Here is a 16,641-nt window from a genome sequence, read left to right on the forward strand (position 1 = left end):
CACTCGTTAGCTGGCGACGCTACGACGCATCGCGCTCGGGCGGATTGCCTTCCTGCCTGGTCGTTACCTTGCTTCCCTGCCGCCACGCATACGCGATGAATGCGAACAGCAGGATGGCGCCGGGAATTCCGATCCAGGCAGGAAGCATGACGCTCCCCTTAGATCACCTTCGCGAACGCGACGGCGGTGTCCGCCATGCGGTTCGAGAAACCCCACTCGTTGTCGTACCAGGCCATCACGCGCACCAGCGTGCCGTTCTGCACCTTGGTCTGGTCCTCGTGGAAGGTCGAGGAGTGCGGGTCGTGGTTGAAGTCGATCGAGACGTTCGGCTGATTGGTGTAGCCGAGGATGCCCTTGAGCTGCTGCTCGCTGGCGCGCTTCATCGCCGCGTTGATCTCCTTGGCGTCGGTGGCGCGCTTGGCGACGATCTTGAGGTCGATGACCGAGACGTTCGGGGACGGCACGCGGATCGAGACACCGTCGAGCTTGCCCTTCAGCTCGGGCAGCACGAGACCGATCGCCTTGGCGGCACCGGTCGAGGTCGGGATCATCGACATCGCCGCCGCACGGCCGCGGTAGAGATCCTTGTGCAGCGTGTCCAGCGTCGGCTGGTCGCCGGTATAGGCGTGGATCGTGGTCATGAAGCCGGTCTCGATGCCGACGAGATCGTTCAGCACCTTGGCGACCGGCGCGAGGCAGTTGGTGGTGCAGCTTCCGTTGGAGACCACCATGTGATCCTTGGTCAGCGTCTCATGGTTGACGCCGTAGACGATGGTGGCGTCGGCGCCGTCGGCCGGCGCGGAAACGAGAACGCGCTTGGCGCCGGCGGTAAGATGCGCGGAGGCCTTGTCCTTCGCGGTGAAGATGCCGGTGCATTCCATCGCGATGTCGACGCCGAGATCCTTCCAGGGCAGCTTCGTGGGATCGCGCTCGGCGGTCACCTTGATCTTGCCGTTGCCGAGGCTGATGGAGTCGCCATCGACGGTGACGGTGCCGGGGAAGCGGCCATGGACGCTGTCGAAGCGGAGGAGATGGGCGTTGGTCTCGACCGGGCCGAGGTCGTTGATGCCGACGACCTCAATGTCCTTGCGGCCGGACTCGGCGATAGCCCGCAGGATGTTGCGGCCGATGCGGCCAAAACCGTTAATTCCGACGCGGACTGCCATGTTTCATCTCCTTATGACCGTTCAATGACGGGCTCGATAACGCCTAATCTTCCCGCACAACGCGCCATACACGCCTGCGAGGGTTTTTTAGGGGCGGACGCCCGGTTCAGCCGGGCGGTGCTTGATCATATGAGAGATTACGTAGTCCTTTTTTTTGGCAAGCTCAACTCTCAGGTAACGCGCTTCAGCACAGCGTTAACCGCAGCCTCGGCGGTAATGCCGAAATGCGGGAAGATCTTGTTGAGAGGGGCGCTGGCTCCGAATGAATGCATGCCGATGAATTCGCCGTCCTGGCCGATCACGGCGTCCCAGCCCCAGCGCACCGCGGCCTCGATCGCCACCTTCACCGGCGCATTGCCGATGATGGCGTCACGGCGCTCCTTTGGTTGCGCTAGCAGCAGCTCGAGCGACGGCACCGAGACCACCCGTGTCGGAATGCCGCGCTCGGCGAGCTGCTTCTGGGCCGCGACGGCCATCTCGACTTCGGAACCGGAGGCGAACAGCGTCGCCTTGGCTTCGCCCTCGGCGGCGACCAGTTCGTAGGCACCGTACTGGCAGGGGTTTTCGTTCACGCTCGTCCGCAGTTGCGGCAGGTTCTGTCGCGTCAGCGCCAGCACGGTCGGGCCGTCGATCCGATTGAGAGCCAGTTCCCAGCACTCGGCCACCTCGACGGCGTCGCAGGGACGGAATACCCGCATGTTGGGAATGGCCCGAAGCGCCGACAGATGCTCGACTGGCTGATGGGTCGGACCGTCCTCGCCAAGACCGATGGAATCGTGGGTCATCACGTAGACCACGCCGGCGCCCATCAGCGCGGCGAGCCGCATAGCCGGGCGGGCGTAATCCGTGAACACCAGGAAGGTGGCGCCGTTCGGCGCAAAGCCGCCGTGCAGGAAAATGCCGTTCATCGCGGCGCACATGCCGAGCTCGCGGATGCCGTAATGGATGAAGCGGCCCTTCGGCGTCTTGGCCGAAAACGCGGTCGCCAACTTCGCCTTGTTGTTGTTGGAGCCGGTGAGATCGGCCGAGCCCGCCAGAAATTCCATCGGCATCGCACCGGCGATCACCTCGATCACGGCTTCCGACGATTTGCGGGTCGCCGCTGTCATCGGCTTCTCCAGCAACTCCTTCTTGTAGGTTTTGAACGCCTTCGCCAGCGCCGGCGGCCGTTCGTGACGGAGCCGTCGCTCGAACTCGGCGCGCTTGCGGCTGCCGAGTTCGCCGAGCCGCCCTTCCCACTCTTGGCGCGCTGCGGCGCCGCGGTGACCGGCCTCACGCCAGGCCTTGAGCACGTCGTCGGGCACCGAGAACGGCTCGAGCGAAATGCCGAGATTTTCCTTGGCGGCCTTGAGCTCGTCGGCGCCAAGCGCTTCGCCGTGGACCTTGTTGGTGCCGGCCTTGTGCGGCGCGCCGAAGCCGATGGTGGTGCGGCATGCGATCAGCGTGGGCTTGTTCGATTTTTGCGCGCGCGTGATCGCGGCTGCGATCGCGGCCTGGTCGTGGCCGTCGATCTTCTCGGCGGCCCAGCCGCACGCCTTGAACCGCTTCACCTGGTCCACGGAGTCGGACAGCGAGGTCGGACCGTCGATCGAAATGCCGTTGTCATCATAGAGCACGATCAACTTGTTGAGCTTCCAGTGCCCGGCCAGCGCGATCGCTTCCTGCGAGATGCCTTCCATCAGATCGCCGTCGGACGCGATCACGTAGGTATGGTGGTCGACGATCTTCTTGCCGAACTCGGCGGCGAGCATCTTCTCGGCCACGGCCATGCCGACGGCGGTCGCAATGCCCTGGCCGAGCGGACCGGTCGTGGTCTCGACGCCCTTGGTGTGGCCGTGTTCGGGATGTCCGGGCGTCAGAGATCCGAGCTGGCGGAAATTCTTGAGCTGGTCGATCGTCATCTCGGAGCTGCCGGTGAGGTGCAGCAACGAATAGAGCAGCATCGAGCCGTGGCCGGCCGAGAGCACGAAGCGGTCGCGGTCGGGCCACTCGGGAGCGGCGGCGTCGAATTTCAGGAATTGCGTGAACAGCACCGTGGCGATGTCGGCCGCGCCCATCGGCAGGCCGGGATGGCCCGACTTCGCCTTCTCGACAGCGTCCATCGAGAGGCCACGGATCGCGTTGGCCATACGGTTGTGGTCGACTTGCGGCATGTCTGAAATCCGTCTGAAATGAGGCGCTTGGCGGTGGTGCGGGCCGCGTGGGGGAGCCTGGCGGCCACAGAAGATCGCGGCTGGGATAGCATCTCGGTTCCGGCAGGCCAAGGCAATCAAACGCCGGTTTGGCCGTAAAAGTTGCTTAGCAGTGCATAGTTTCGCGGCGGCGTTGCGCTCCGCTAGCTTGCCACGTAAATTTCTGCTTCTAACCGCTTGCCGAACCGAGTCTTTTGCCGGACGGCAAGCCCCAGAAAAAGCCCAAGGTACAGTCCACGGGCAAGGCCACAGGTTCCGCCGCTGACTGCATGAACGATCGCGTTTCCAACAGCTCTGCCATGACCGAGTCCTCGGCCGTCGAGATCGAGATCGCGACCCGCAGGCTCATGGCAGCACTCGACGCGCTCGAAAGCGCGGTCGAGCGACGGCGCGATGCTGATCGCGACGAGAACGAGCTTGCGGCGCGGATTCAAGCGCTCGGCGCGGATCGCTCGCGGTTAGCCGATGAGCTCGACGGCGCGCTGATGAAGTCGCGCAAGCTCGAGCGCACCAATCGCGAGATCTCCGATCGGCTGGATTCCGCAATCGTCACGATACGCTCGGTGCTCGATACCGGAGAGGACGGATGAGCCACATCAACGTCACCATCAACGCCCGGCAATACCGCATGGCCTGCGAAGAGGGCCAGGAGGTGCGGCTGCTCAAGCTCGCCGAAGGCCTGGAAACGCGGATTCAGTCGCTGCGCGGAAAGTTCGGCGAGATCGGCGATGCCAGGCTCACCGTGATGGCGGCGCTGACCGTCTGCGACGAGCTGGTCGATTCCGGCAACCGCATCCGCACCATGGAGCAGGAGCTGACCGAGCTCAGGGATTTCCGCAACGCCGCCGTCGAGCGCGCCAGGATGACGCAGACCGCGGTGGTGAACGCACTGAATTCCGCCGCCGAACGCATCGAGAAGTCGGCCCAGGTCCTGAACCGGACCGTCGGCAACGGCATCGCGATCGGGTAGGGAGCTCCCTCCCCCGCTTGCGGGGGAGGGTCGGGGAGAGGGTGTCGCCGCGACGGGACATTCCTCACCCGGCGCTCCGCGCCGACCTCTCCCGCAAGCGGGAGAGGGAGCTGCAACTGCAAGCCGGGCTGGCGATTCGTCAGTATCGTTGTTACATTGCCCAGGCGAGGCTGCGACGCGCGTCAGGAGCCATATATCCCCGGGGCCTTATCGATCCTTTAGGGAACTGTCCCTGGCCGGGCCCGTGGGCCCGGACATATGGTGCCCACCTACTTTCGTAGGGAACTCCGGGATCGAGTGCTTCAACGGCGTCCGCGGCTTCGCACTGTTACGTCCTTCTGGTTCGTGCTCGTCGAATTGCGTCCCCGACACGCTTGCGGTTCAATCAATCTCGGTGTCATGCCCCGGCTTGACCGGGGCATCCAGTACGCCGCGGCGTCGAGGTTCTTGCATTGGCGTCTCTGGAATACTGGATCGTCCGCCCCGGTGCGCAAGGGCGCACAAGGCGGACGATGACGGCGGAGCAAGACTTCGCCTTCGGGGGAAACGCGCATGTCCACTTCGAAAGCCGACCTCCGTGCCAAAGCCCTCGCGGCGCGCGATGCGCTGAGCGAAAAGAAGCGCACCGCCGCCGCTGCAAAGCTCGCCAAGCGCGGGCTGCCGTTCGATCTGCTGCCCGGCAGCATCGTCTCCGGCTATTCGCCGATCCGCAGCGAGATCGATCCGATGCCGCTGCTGAGGAAGCTCGCGGAAGAGGGCGCCAGGCTGGCGCTGCCTTGCGTCACCGCGCGCGGCCAGTCGCTGATCTTCCGCCTCTTCCATCCGAACGACCGCCTGATGCTCGGCCCGCTCGGCATTCCCGAGCCGTCGCCTGCCGCCGCCGAAGTGATCCCCGACATCATGCTGACGCCGCTCGCGGCGTTCGACCGTCTCGGCCATCGCATCGGTTATGGTGCGGGGCACTATGACCACACCTTCGCGCATTTGCGCAAAGCCAAGAACATCGTCGGCATCGGGCTTGCTTTTGCAGCGCAGGAGATCAAGGCCGTTCCGGCACTATCCCACGACGTGGCGCTGGATTATGTGCTAACGGAATCGGACGTGTTTGATTTCCGGAGTTCTGAAGTTGCGCATTCTCTTCGTGGGTGATGTCGTCGGCCGTAGCGGCCGCAACGCCATCGCCGAATATCTCCCCGGCATGGTCAAGGACTGGTCGCTCGATTTCGTCGTCGTCAACGGCGAGAATTCCGCCGGCGGCTTCGGCATCACGGAAGCGATCTACCAGGAGTTTCTCGACGCCGGCGCCGACGCGGTGACGCTCGGCAACCACTCCTGGGACCAGCGTGAGGCCCTTGTCTTCATCGAGCGCGCAGAGCGCCTTGTGCGTCCCGCGAACTATCCGCGCGGCACACCCGGCCGCGGTGCTGCCCTCGTCGAGACCAAGAACGGCAAGCACGCCCTCGTCGTCAACGCGCTCGGCCGCGTCTTCATGACCCCGTTCGACGATCCCTTCGCAGCGCTGGAGCGTGAGCTCGGTGCCTGTCCGCTCGGCGTTGCCGCCGACGCCATCGTCGTCGATTTCCATTGCGAGGCGAGCAGCGAGAAACAGGGCATCGGCTTCTTCTGCGACGGCCGCGCCAGCCTCGTCGTCGGCACCCATACGCACGTGCCGACCGCCGACCACCAGATCCTCACGGGCGGCACCGCCTACATGACCGACGCCGGCATGACCGGCGATTACGATTCCATCATCGGCATGCAGAAGGAAGAGCCGCTGCGCAGGTTCACGTCGGGGATTCCGTCGGGGAGATTCGAGCCGGCGGCGGGTGCGGCGACGCTCAGCGGCGTTGCAGTGGAAACGGACGACGCGACGGGCCTCGCGCTGAAGATCGCGCCGGTGCGTGCAGGCGGAAGGCTTGAGCCGGCGACGCCGAGGTTCTGGTTGAGCTGACCAGCGCGGCACACCCGGTGTCGTAGGGTGGGCAAAGGCGCACTTGCGCCGTGCCCACGATCTTTCTCGATCGTTAAAGGTGGTGGGCACGCTTCGCTTTGCCCACCCTACGAGACTGAGTGGTGCGGCATACTCAGTGTCGTCCCCGCCTAGTGCGCAATTGCGCACGGGGCGCGGGGACCCATAACCCCAGGGAGTAGTTGCCGCGGGAAGCTGGTCACTCCGAGTCGTCGCCAAACTCCTCCCTGTGGTTATGGGTCCCGGATCTGCGCGTCGCTGTCCGGGACGACAGTTGAGATTGACGCGCGATCACGCGTCAATCTCTCGACGCAAGTAACGCAGCAGCACTACTCCGCCGTCTGCTCCCGCAGCTCCGCCACGTCCTTCGCCGTCAGCTTCGAGCCCTTCGTGCCAAATCGCGCCGTGACGTAATTCGCCACCGCCGCGATCTCGTCGTCGCTATACGCGTTACCAAACGCCGGCATCGATAACGCACCATCCGGCGTGTGCCGCTTGGTGCCCGACAGCACGATCTGCGCGACGTTGGTGGCGGCGGGGTCGTTGACCGCCCAGGTGCCGGTGAGCGTCGCCATCGGCGAGACCGGGCTCTCGCCGCTCCAGCCGTGGCAGCTGGCGCAGGCGCCGGCGAACAGCATCTTGCCGCGGGCGTCCGCCGTCACGCCGTCCTTGTGCGAGGCGGGTGCGACAGGCGCCGTGGTCGCGGGCAGGTCGGGCGAGGGCACGGGCGGCACGCTGCGCAGATACGCAACGATGCTGCTGATGTCTTCGGGCGCGAACTGGCTAAAACTGTGATCGACCGCTTCGCCCATCGGACCCGAGGCCGAGCCGTGACCCGGCGCATGGCCGAGCGAGAGATAGGAGGTCAGGTCTTCGTCGCGCCAATTGCCCAAGCCAGTCGCCTTGTCCGAGGAGATGTTGAAGGCGCGCCAGCCGGCGGTAATCGCGCCGCCGAATTTCTTGCGGTTATCGAGCGCAAAGCCGAGATTGCGCGGTGTATGGCACTCGCCGCAATGCGCCAGCGCTTCAACCAGATACGCGCCTCTGTTCCACTCCGGGCTCTTCGAGGTGTCAGGCATATAACGCGTGTCCGGATTGAACACGGCCGACCAGAAGATCATCGCCCAGCGCTGGTTGAACGGGAACGACAGCGTGTTCTCCGGCGGCTTCGCGCGCACTGCCGGCAGGCTGAACAGATACGCTTTCACCGCCAAAACGTCGTCGTCGCTCATGTAGGTGTAGGACGTGTAGGGCATCGCCGGATAGAGCCGCGCGCCGTCATGCCGCTTGCCGCGCTGGACTGCGTTGAGAAAATCCTGGTCGCTGTAATTGCCGATGCCGGTGTCCTTGTCCGGCGTGATGTTGGTGGAATAGAGCGTGCCGAACGGCAGCTTGAAGCCGAGCCCGCCGGAATAGTCCTTCTCGCCGGGTTTGGTGTGGCAGACCATGCAGTCCGCCGCCTTCGCTAGATATTCGCCGCGTTCGACCAGGCTCGCCTTTTCGAGCTTGGCAGGCACGCCGGTCGGCTTGCCGGCGCGGTAATCCGCCAGCGCCACTTTCGGGCCGCCGGCAAAGTCGAGCGGGCCGGGCCCGCGGATGATCCAGACGCCGAGCCCTGCTGCGACGACGCCGATCACAATGACGCCAGTGAGGATACGCATCTTGCCGCTCATGCCTTTTTCCCCGCAGCCAGCAGTTTCCGATCGATCGGGAGACGCCGCAGCGCCACGCCGGTTGCGGCGTAAATCGCGTTGCGAAGCGCCGGCGGTCCGGCGGTCGTGCCGGTCTCGCCGATCCCGCCGGGTGCCTCGCCGCTCTTGACGACATGAACCTCGATCTTGGGTGTCTGATTGATCCGCAGCATCCGGTAGTCATGGAAGTTGGATTGCTGCACCCGCCCCTTGTCGATGGTGATCTCGCCATAGAGCGCGGCGGTAAGGCCGAAGATCAGCCCGCCCTCGACCTGAGCCACGATCGTATCCGGATTGACGGCGATGCCGGTATCCACCACGGAGGTCGCGCGGCGCAGTTTGATCTCGCCCTGCTCGTCGACTTCCGCTTCCACCACCGTGGCGATGCAGCTCCCGAAGGACGGCTGCAAGCACACGCCGCGCCCGACGCGCGCCGGCAGCGGCTGACCCCAGCCCGCCTTTTCCGCGGCGAGGTTGAGCACGGACAGGAAGCGTGGCGAATTGGCCAGCATGCCGCGGCGAAACTCGACCGGGTCCTTGCCCGCCTTGCGCGCCAGTTCGTCCATGAAGCTTTCGACCGCAAACACGTTGTTGTTGGGGCCGACCCCGCGCCAGAAGCCGGTCGGGATCGCCGGCGGTTCGGCCCGGACATATTCGACGTGGACATTCGGGATCTCGTAGGGCACGTCGGTGGCGCTATCGATCGCGTCGATGTCGATGCCCTTCTGGAACGCCGGCGGCAGCCAGCGCGCGATGATCGCCGCACCCGTGATCTTGTATTTCCAGCCGACGATCTTGCCACCGGACAGGCTCGCCGCGATCGTGTCGCGATAGACCGGTCGATAGACATCGTGCTGAATGTCTTCCTCGCGGGTCCACACCACCTTGACCGGCCCGTCGACCTGCTTGGCGATGCGAACGGCGGCAACCACCATGTCCGGCTCCAGCTTGCGGCCGAAGCCGCCGCCGAGGAGATGCTGGTTGACGGTCACCTTCTCGACCGGGAGTCCGGCGGCCTTCGCCGCCTCCGACTGCACGCGCGCCATGATCTGCGTCCCCGTCCAGATTTCGCAGGAATCCGGCTTGCAATGAACCGTGGCGTTCAGCGGCTCCATCGTGGCATGGGCCAGGAAGGGCAGTTCGAACGAAGCCTCGAATTTTTCACCGACCGCGAGGCCCTTGCCGATGTCGCCGGTGGATTGGGCGACCACGCCGTCCTTTGCGCTGGCGGCGCGCAGATCGTCCCAGACCGCTTTCGAATTGATCTTTGCGTTCGGTCCCTCGTTCCACTCGATCTCGAGCGCATCGAGGCCTTTCTTCGCAGCCCACATGTGATCGCCGACAACGGCGACGAGATCGTCGAGCACCACGATCTGTCGCACGCCGGGAATCTTCCGGGCCTCGCGGTCATCGACCTTGCCGACCTTGCCGCCGAACACCGGGCACTGCGCCAGCGTGGCGAACTTCATGCCCGGCACGATGGCGTCGATGCCGTAGACGGCCTTGCCGTTGACCTTGTCGGGGGTATCAAGCCGCTTGAACGGCTGGCCGATATAGACGAAATCCTTGGGGTCCTTGAGCGGGACGTTCTTGGGCGGCGTCTGGCCGCTCGCGGCGGCCGCCAGCGCACCATAGGAGAGCGTGCGGCCGCTCGCCTTGTGCGTCACCTGGCCCTTCGATGTCGTGCAGCTGGCAGGTTCGACCTGCCATTGCGCGGCCGCGGCCTGCACCAGCATGGCGCGCGCGCTTGCGCCGGCCTCACGCAGCGGTTTCCAGAACGCCCGGACCGATGTGGAGCCTCCGGTTGCCTGAATGATGAAGATCGGATTGCCGTAAAGTTTCTCGTTGGCGGGGGCGTGCAGCAGCTTGACCTGCGACCAGTCGGCGTCGAGTTCCTCGGCCAGGATCATCGAAACCGCGGTGTAGATTCCCTGTCCCATCTCGACTTGCGGCATCACCAGCGTCGTCGCGCCGTCCGCGTCGATGCGGATGAAGGCGTTGGGCGCGAACTTGCCGTCGGTCACGTCGGGCGGCTGCACCGGCTCGTTGGGGGCGGCGCGCAGCGGCAGATGGAAGGCGAGCAGGAAACCGGTCGCGACACCGCCGGTCAGAAGCGTGCGGCGGGAGACGTTATGATGTGCATTCATGGCGGACCTCAGGACTGGCCGTTGGCGGCGTGCTTGATGGCCTCGCGGATGCGCACATAGGTGCCGCAGCGGCAGATGTTGCCGGCCATCGCAGCGTCGATGTCGGAATCGTCAGGGTTGGGCGTCGACGCCAGCAGTGCGGCAGCCGACATGATCTGGCCGGACTGGCAATAACCGCACTGGACGACTTCGGCCTCTAACCAGGCCTTCTGCACCTTCGCGCCGGCAGGCGTGCTGCCGATATGCTCGATGGTGGTGATGGCGCGGTTCGCGACGGCGCTGACCGACAGCACGCAGGAGCGCACCGCCTTGCCGTCGACATGCACGGTGCAGGCGCCGCATTGCGCGATACCGCAGCCGAACTTGGTGCCAGTCATCCCGAGAATGTCACGCAGCACCCACAGCAGCGGCATGTCCGGTGGCGCGTCGAACGATTTCGTTTCGCCGTTGACGGTGAGAGTTGTTGCCATATGCATCCCCTTGCTCTGGATCGCTTACGGCGATCGGTTCGGCGAACTTCCGCGCGACCATAATCATACCGATGCGAAACGATGAAGCGTCGAAATTTCCCGCAATGCATATTTGCGCGACTGAGGCCTCAGGCCATGACGTTCACGAATTTGTGCGGCGATCGCTGCAAGCGTTTTGGGCTAATTGATATGATAAGCGTCATGTTTTGACGCATTTTTGCGGCATGCATCGTTGATCGCCGCATTCGTTCGTGCGAATGCGCAAAACCATGCGATGACGAAAGTCGTGCGTTTGGGAAAGTCGGGCGGCGGCACGGGCTCGCTTGTGGCCATCCTTCGAGACGCCCGCCTGCGGCGGGCCCTCAGGATGAGGGCGGTGTATGCGGCAGCAATTTCAACGGGCACCGATGCTGCTTAGCCTCATCCTGAGGAGACCGCGAAGCGGTCGTCTCGAAGGACGAGGCGCGCGCTCAGGCGGCGGCCGCGGCGTCAGGTCACGGATGAAGAGCGCCGCGCGATCTCAGGCCGCACCAAGGCGGTTCTCGCGGCTGCGAAGAGACGCGGAGTGCGGCTCGGCGGAAGCCCAAGTAACCGCGCCCAATGAGCGGGCGGCTGACCTCGCCCACATAGTTCGGGACCTTTAATCCAGCGGCATCACGTCGTTCAGCGGCCTAGCTAGGGCGCTTACGAACCGGGGCGTTCCTACTCCTTGCGGCTCAACGGAGTGGGCGGCTGTGCAGGTGGCGCGTACCGTGGCGCGGCTGCAGCGGCTCGGCCGGGGCTTCGCTGCAACGCCTTAGCGAGACGTCACATCGCCGCTGCGCATATCCAAATTTCTGTGCCCCAATCAGTGTTTTTGTTGCGGGGGGGCACCCAATCGTAGGGTCCATCTTCCTTGAAGAAACGACTTTACGTTGCTAGAAATATAGTAGCGCGATTTGGTCGCTCATCCTTTCCCACCCTAGCTGCTCAATATCGCCCTCAAGCCCCTAAGAAATCGAAATGGTCGTCCTAACGCTGAAGGCAAAGAACGATCATCTTCAGAGGGTCGCGAGCACCCGCGACAACATCAAGGCCATTGCTGAGTATGTTTGGAATGCTCTCGACGCTGACGCCACGGAGATAAGCGTCGATCTAGACCGAACATCGCTTGGCGGCATCGTGGCCATTGTTATACGTGACAATGGGTCGGGCATCTCTCAGAGCCGCGCAGAGCACGACTTCGAGAGCCTCGGCGAGTCCTGGAAATTGCACGCCGCAAGAACAACTAAGCGCGGCCGCGCGATCCACGGGAAGGAGGGCCAGGGTAGATTGCGCTTCTACTCGCTTGCCCAGAACGCTCGCTGGACCTCTGTCTACGAGACGAACGAGGGGCGCTTTCAGATCAAGATAGAAATTGACGCCAACCATCTCCAGAACAGTTCGGTGTCAGAGCCGACTTCCGTCCCAGCCAACGAGCCCACCGGCACGGTCGTCGAACTCTCGCCGCTGAAAAATACATTTGATTGGCTCGGTGGCGAAGATGCTCGATCGGAATTCGACTCAACATTCGCGCCCTACATACTGCAGTATCCGGACGTCAAGATTGTCTATGATCAACATGCAGTCGATCCGGACAAGACCATCGAACACTCTTATCAATTTCCGTCTCAACCAATAATATGTCCGGGGCGCACGGTTAAAGACCTGACTTTGCGCGTTATTGAGTGGAAATCGCATGTTGCCGAACGAAAGATCTATTTCGGCGGCGAAGCAGGCGTCGTTCTCGGATCGCTGCCTGCAAGCGTCACGGCACCCGACTTTAGCTTCTCGGCTTATGCTTATACGCCCTTCTTTAACGAAATCGCTAAGGCTCATCTTCTCGAGTTCGACGGGGGGCTAGCAGACCCCGCGTTCGCGCGAGTACTAGAATACATTCGAGATACTTTGGGGGACTATTTTCGCGCTCGGAAGGCGGAGAGATCTGGCGAGCTTATCCAAGAACTGAAAGATGCCGGTGTCTACCCTTATGAAGGGGACCCTCGCGATGAGATTGAGCGACACGAACGGCAGGTCTTCGACATCGCCACACATGCTGCTGTTTCATATTCAAAAGACTTCAAGAAGGCCGATAATCCTCTAAAAAAGATCGCTCTCGGGCTCCTGAAAGAAGCGCTGAAGAATAATCCGGAGTCGGTAACACGAATCCTGAAGGCCGTGTTTAATCTTCCGAAAGTCCGGCAAGACGAGTTCTCTCAGCTACTGGAGAGGACAGAGCTGGGCAACATCATTTCGGCATCCAGCCTGGTTGCGAACCGGATAGTTGCGCTGGAAGTTCTTCGTGAGATCGTTTTCGAACCGAAGCATCGCAACACGATCAAGGAGCGAGGCGAACTCGACGCGCTTATTCGAGACAACACGTGGATATTCGGCGAGGGGTTTCACCTAACAATGGCAGAAGCGGGCTTGACCAAAATTATGGATCGCGTGTCGGACGAGCTCGCTTTAAAGCGAAAGCGGGGCGCTAAAGTTCGTAAGCCGGACGGACGAATTGGCCGGATCGATTCGTTCTTGGGACGGGTGGTTCCCAGAGAGAACGCCAACCTGCATGAATATCTCCTTATCGAACTAAAGCGCCCGTCTTTGGAGATAGGCCGAAAGGAGGTGGATCAGCTTGAGGACTATGTGAACGCAATTTTGGCTCAACCGGATTTCATAAACACCTCCACTCAGTGGCACTTCTTCCTTGTAACGACGAAGTACGACGACGTCGTCGGGCAGCGCATCACTCAAGAAAACCGCCCTGCAGGACTTTTTATCGACAAACCTAATCACCGAGTATGGGTAAAGTCTTGGGCCGAACTAATTCGCGAGTGCGACGCGCGGCTTAGATTTGTACAAGAGAAGCTTCGCATTGAGGTTTCTACCGAAGAGATTCAGGAACGGATTGCTCGGCTCAAGGCCTCGGTCTTGAAATCACCCGATCAACCGCAATCTGATCACCGGCGAATGGGCGAGCCCTCGTTCGACTTCGACAATGCGGCCCCGGTTAGCGTGAATGGCCAGCAACCTCAAACCGGTTCATAGAATCCCGCCCACTCGGCCCCCTCTCCAACCTGTGCATTCAGCGCCCGATCCGAATGAAACCAACTACCGCACAAACATCTCTGGCCCGGCTGGCACTCACCAGCTCTGATTCGGTACGGCCGGATGTTGCCAACTTCGTTGCTCTCATCTCTTGCAGCAAGAGTAAGGGCGGCCACCGGGACATTGCTAGGGACATGTACGTGTCCCCTCTGTATCGAAAATCGCTTCAACTTACCGAGCTTTGGGGTGTACCGTTCTACATTTTGTCGGCGAAGTACGGCCTGCTGCGTCCCGACGAGCTGATAGAGCCTTACGAGCAAACCCTCAAGACAGCGACGAAAAAGGAAAAACAAGAGTGGGCTCAGCGAGTGGACAAGCAACTACGCGAACTTCAGACGAAGGACTTTATCGTACTCGCTGGCGACGACTACTTTGCTCCGCTCGTTGAGGCGGGCAGCAGCGACCCATTGAACTATTTTACGCCGATGCGCTCCCTGTCGCTGGGAACACGCCTCGCGTTTCTCAATGAGGCAATCAAGATCGAACGCAGGGGCGCTGCGATCAGGAGCGCGTATGCACTTTTTGAGCGGATTTCAGAATCGCGAACGCCGCCCCGCCTCGCCGACTTACTAGCGACCGATCTTCCATCACATGGAGTGTACTTCTTCTTCGATGGGTCGGAAGCGACCAGATTTTCAACAGTTTTTCCACGACTGGTTCGTATCGGCACACATGGAATCTCTGCGGGATCGACGGCCACCCTCAGAAACCGACTACGAACTCATTTCGGAACGAAGGCAGGTCAAGGCAATCATCGAGCCTCGGTATTCCGTCTTCACGTTGGCCGCGCCCTCATTGAGCGTGACAGCCTCCAAGATCAATATCCGGATTGGGGCAAAGGACAATCCGCTCCCCGAGACATCACCGATCGCGAGGCGGCTCTAGAGGCAAGGGTCTCTCAATACATCGGAAATCTTCGTGTCCTCGCCATTCCGGTTATCGACACGGCCGGTAAGAGCAGTATGCGAGCAACAGTTGAACGACAATTCATCGCGATGTTCACCGAACACCTTTGTGCGCTTGAATCAGGCAGCCCGAATTGGCTCGGGAAATTCTCTGACAAGGCCAGCATCAAAGAAACGGGTCTTTGGAATGTTCGCGACGTTGGCGAACAATACGACTTGAAGTTCCTAGCATTGCTTGAGGCGTACTTGAACAAAAATGGTTATCGCTAGCAACAGAGCACAACATGTCACCTAAGAGAGTCAGCCATTCTGTTTCTCGAAGAAAGCCACCGCGTAGTCGGCGGCGTATTGTTGCAACAAAGCCCTCCGCATACGCTCTTGCACAGGCCATTAAAGAACAGCCTAAGCTTCCGCTGTGGCTCACCCACCTTTGGCAGCGAGCTTCCGAACACAGACGCCTTGGCCTTGTCTTGGGCGCGGGGGTGTCATTCGACGCAAAGATCCCTCTGTGGGGTGTGCTAGTCAGCCGCTTAGCACAGGCAGCAGGAATTTCTGACCTACTTTCGGCTCAGCACCAAAAGGAACGCTTTCCAGAGACGTTCCTTGCTGAGATTCTCTATCGGCATCACCATGCAGATTATTCCAAGTCTGCGGACAATCCACCCGACCGCTACCACGAGGATCGCGTCAACTCAGCCTGGAAGCAGAAGATTCGGCAATGTCTGTATCAAGATGTTGCCGATAAGACCTTCGAGGAGATTACTAAGGAGCACACTTACTTGAAGGGCCTAGCCAGCCTAGTCTGCAAATCTGGCTTCGCCGTCACCCTCAACTTCGACGACATCGTTGACCAAGCTGTAACCGCGCATGTCGAGGGAATTCTGACCGCCGCGCCCGATACAGCGATAGCCAATCCGGAAATCATTTATTATCCAAAGGTCGAAACACGAAAGCACGCACCAGTAATATACCACATCAACGGCAGTCTTCCGCGCGACCAGCCACGGCGCAGTAGCGCGAAAGTAGTACTTACCGAGGATGCCTTTGCGGACGTGATGCTGTCGCCAAATTCGTACAATGCAGAATATGTGGTGAACCAGTTCGCAGTTCGAACGTTCGTCTTGCTTGGGCTTTCGCTTAATGACAACTCCCTGAAGAATATCTTGAGGTCGAGCGCAAAGCGAAATCCCGCCAATCACCACTTCCTTGTGCTCCACGAAAAGGACAACGAACCGAGGTCAGCTGGCGTCCGATCCGACATTTTCGATGTTAACCTCCATGTCTACAATCTGATCACGATCTTCCTGACCACTGCCCAGCATAAGGAATTGATTGACTTACTGAACTCTTCATCGGCGGCGCAATTCGACGAACTGCTCCTAGCGATGGGGGCGCAGAGCACTATCCACAGAAAGTACTACATCGTTGGTTCTGTTGCGTCCGGGAAGAGCTCGACAGTCGATGCATTGCGCTGCTTTACGACATTCGAGGAATTCAGTGGACGCGTTCCGAAAGAAATGTATCAAGATGACACTAGTCTCACCCCTGATGAACAGAAGATTGTCGATGACTATCTCTTTCCTAGGTTGATCGAAAAGAACCGAAACATGATGCGCCCTAGCTCCGGCGTGCGCATCATGGATCGTGCGTTCCTTGACTTATTCGCCTTTTCTAAGAACGGGGACAAAGTCGAGTCAAACGAAAAGCTATTGAACTAAGGAACCGCATCGAACAATATAAAAAGCCATTCGAGGATGGGCACTTATTCTTTCTTGGCGCATCGCCCGACGCTCTCGAAGAGCGCCTGTTACAACGCAGCTCCTCAAAAGAACCCGACGGAAAATTCGGCTTTGAGTTGGAGACGCTAAAGAAGCAGGATAAATCTCTTAGGCAAATCTACCGAATCCAAGATGATCGGGTACTCGATACGAGCCACCTTACGACGAGCGAGGTCGCCAAGGCGATCGCCAGAAAAATCCTACTGGACGAGGGCTACAAGGAGTTT

The 16,641-nt window shown here is 61.0% G+C and carries 13 protein-coding genes and 1 other RNA gene; 8 read left to right on the plus strand and 6 right to left on the minus strand.

Going from position 1 to position 16,641, the window contains the following annotated elements:
* Positions 1 to 19: 19 nt before the first annotated feature.
* From B5V03_RS42855 to tkt, 3 genes are all read right to left on the minus strand, one after another.
* Complete coding sequence (locus B5V03_RS42855) at positions 20 to 148, minus strand: hypothetical protein (RefSeq protein WP_283811563.1); 129 nt, start codon at positions 146 to 148, stop codon at positions 20 to 22.
* 10 nt (positions 149 to 158) lie between these two features.
* The gene (gap, locus tag B5V03_RS35755) at positions 159 to 1,166 is read right to left on the minus strand and encodes a type I glyceraldehyde-3-phosphate dehydrogenase (protein ID WP_129275080.1); all 1,008 of its coding nucleotides are present in this window, start codon (positions 1,164 to 1,166) and stop codon (positions 159 to 161) included.
* Between the two features lie 170 nt (positions 1,167 to 1,336).
* A complete protein-coding gene (gene tkt, locus B5V03_RS35760; protein ID WP_129275081.1) occupies positions 1,337 to 3,319 on the minus strand; it encodes a transketolase in 1,983 nt (660 codons plus the stop codon).
* A gap of 308 nt (positions 3,320 to 3,627) precedes the next feature.
* Here tkt and B5V03_RS35765 point away from each other — a divergent pair, with 308 nt between their 5' ends.
* From B5V03_RS35765 to B5V03_RS35785, 5 genes are all read left to right on the plus strand, one after another.
* On the plus strand, positions 3,628 to 3,948 hold the full coding sequence (locus tag B5V03_RS35765; protein ID WP_164988548.1) for a DUF4164 domain-containing protein: 321 nt from the start codon (positions 3,628 to 3,630) through the stop codon (positions 3,946 to 3,948).
* A complete protein-coding gene (locus B5V03_RS35770) occupies positions 3,945 to 4,328 on the plus strand; it encodes a cell division protein ZapA (protein WP_129275082.1) in 384 nt (127 codons plus the stop codon). The genes B5V03_RS35765 and B5V03_RS35770 overlap by 4 nt, the downstream gene beginning before the upstream one ends.
* Positions 4,329 to 4,492: 164 nt before the next feature.
* A non-coding RNA gene (gene ssrS / locus B5V03_RS35775) (6S RNA) lies at positions 4,493 to 4,653 on the plus strand.
* 227 nt (positions 4,654 to 4,880) lie between these two features.
* The gene (locus tag B5V03_RS35780; protein ID WP_129275083.1) at positions 4,881 to 5,477 is read left to right on the plus strand and encodes a 5-formyltetrahydrofolate cyclo-ligase; all 597 of its coding nucleotides are present in this window, start codon (positions 4,881 to 4,883) and stop codon (positions 5,475 to 5,477) included.
* Positions 5,455 to 6,279 carry a TIGR00282 family metallophosphoesterase gene (locus B5V03_RS35785; RefSeq protein WP_164988511.1) on the plus strand — a complete coding sequence of 275 codons (825 nt, stop codon included), beginning with the start codon at positions 5,455 to 5,457 and terminating at the stop codon, positions 6,277 to 6,279. The genes B5V03_RS35780 and B5V03_RS35785 overlap by 23 nt, the downstream gene beginning before the upstream one ends.
* Before the next feature lie 347 nt (positions 6,280 to 6,626).
* On the opposite strand, the gene B5V03_RS35790 is transcribed toward B5V03_RS35785, so the two are convergent.
* Genes B5V03_RS35790 through B5V03_RS35800 form a run of 3 tightly spaced genes read right to left on the minus strand, consistent with a single transcriptional unit; the run spans position 6,627 to position 10,605 of the window.
* A complete protein-coding gene (locus B5V03_RS35790; RefSeq protein WP_129275084.1) occupies positions 6,627 to 7,970 on the minus strand; it encodes a cytochrome c in 1,344 nt (447 codons plus the stop codon).
* The gene (locus tag B5V03_RS35795) at positions 7,967 to 10,135 is read right to left on the minus strand and encodes a xanthine dehydrogenase family protein molybdopterin-binding subunit (protein WP_164988512.1); all 2,169 of its coding nucleotides are present in this window, start codon (positions 10,133 to 10,135) and stop codon (positions 7,967 to 7,969) included. Before B5V03_RS35795 ends, B5V03_RS35790 begins: the two co-directional genes overlap by 4 nt.
* Before the next feature lie 8 nt (positions 10,136 to 10,143).
* Entirely contained in the window at positions 10,144 to 10,605 is a 462-nt protein-coding gene (locus B5V03_RS35800) for a (2Fe-2S)-binding protein (RefSeq protein WP_206736237.1), read from the minus strand.
* A 1,002-nt stretch (positions 10,606 to 11,607) separates the two neighbouring features.
* Here B5V03_RS35800 and B5V03_RS35810 point away from each other — a divergent pair.
* From B5V03_RS35810 to B5V03_RS35820, 3 genes are read left to right on the plus strand one after another with little or no spacing between them, the layout of a single operon-like run.
* Positions 11,608 to 13,671 (plus strand): ATP-binding protein, encoded by a 2,064-nt coding sequence (locus B5V03_RS35810; RefSeq protein WP_129275087.1) that lies wholly within the window; start codon positions 11,608 to 11,610, stop codon positions 13,669 to 13,671.
* A gap of 53 nt (positions 13,672 to 13,724) precedes the next feature.
* Positions 13,725 to 14,906, plus strand: a complete 1,182-nt coding sequence (locus B5V03_RS35815) for a DUF6884 domain-containing protein (protein ID WP_349643413.1) — start codon at positions 13,725 to 13,727, stop codon at positions 14,904 to 14,906.
* Between the two features lie 14 nt (positions 14,907 to 14,920).
* Positions 14,921 to 16,354, plus strand: a complete 1,434-nt coding sequence (locus tag B5V03_RS35820) for an SIR2 family protein (protein WP_129275089.1) — start codon at positions 14,921 to 14,923, stop codon at positions 16,352 to 16,354.
* Positions 16,355 to 16,641: the final 287 nt, after the last annotated feature.

This window comes from Bradyrhizobium betae, from assembly GCF_004123905.1.
In the GTDB taxonomy this organism is placed as follows: Bacteria; Pseudomonadota; Alphaproteobacteria; order Rhizobiales; family Xanthobacteraceae; genus Bradyrhizobium; species Bradyrhizobium betae_A.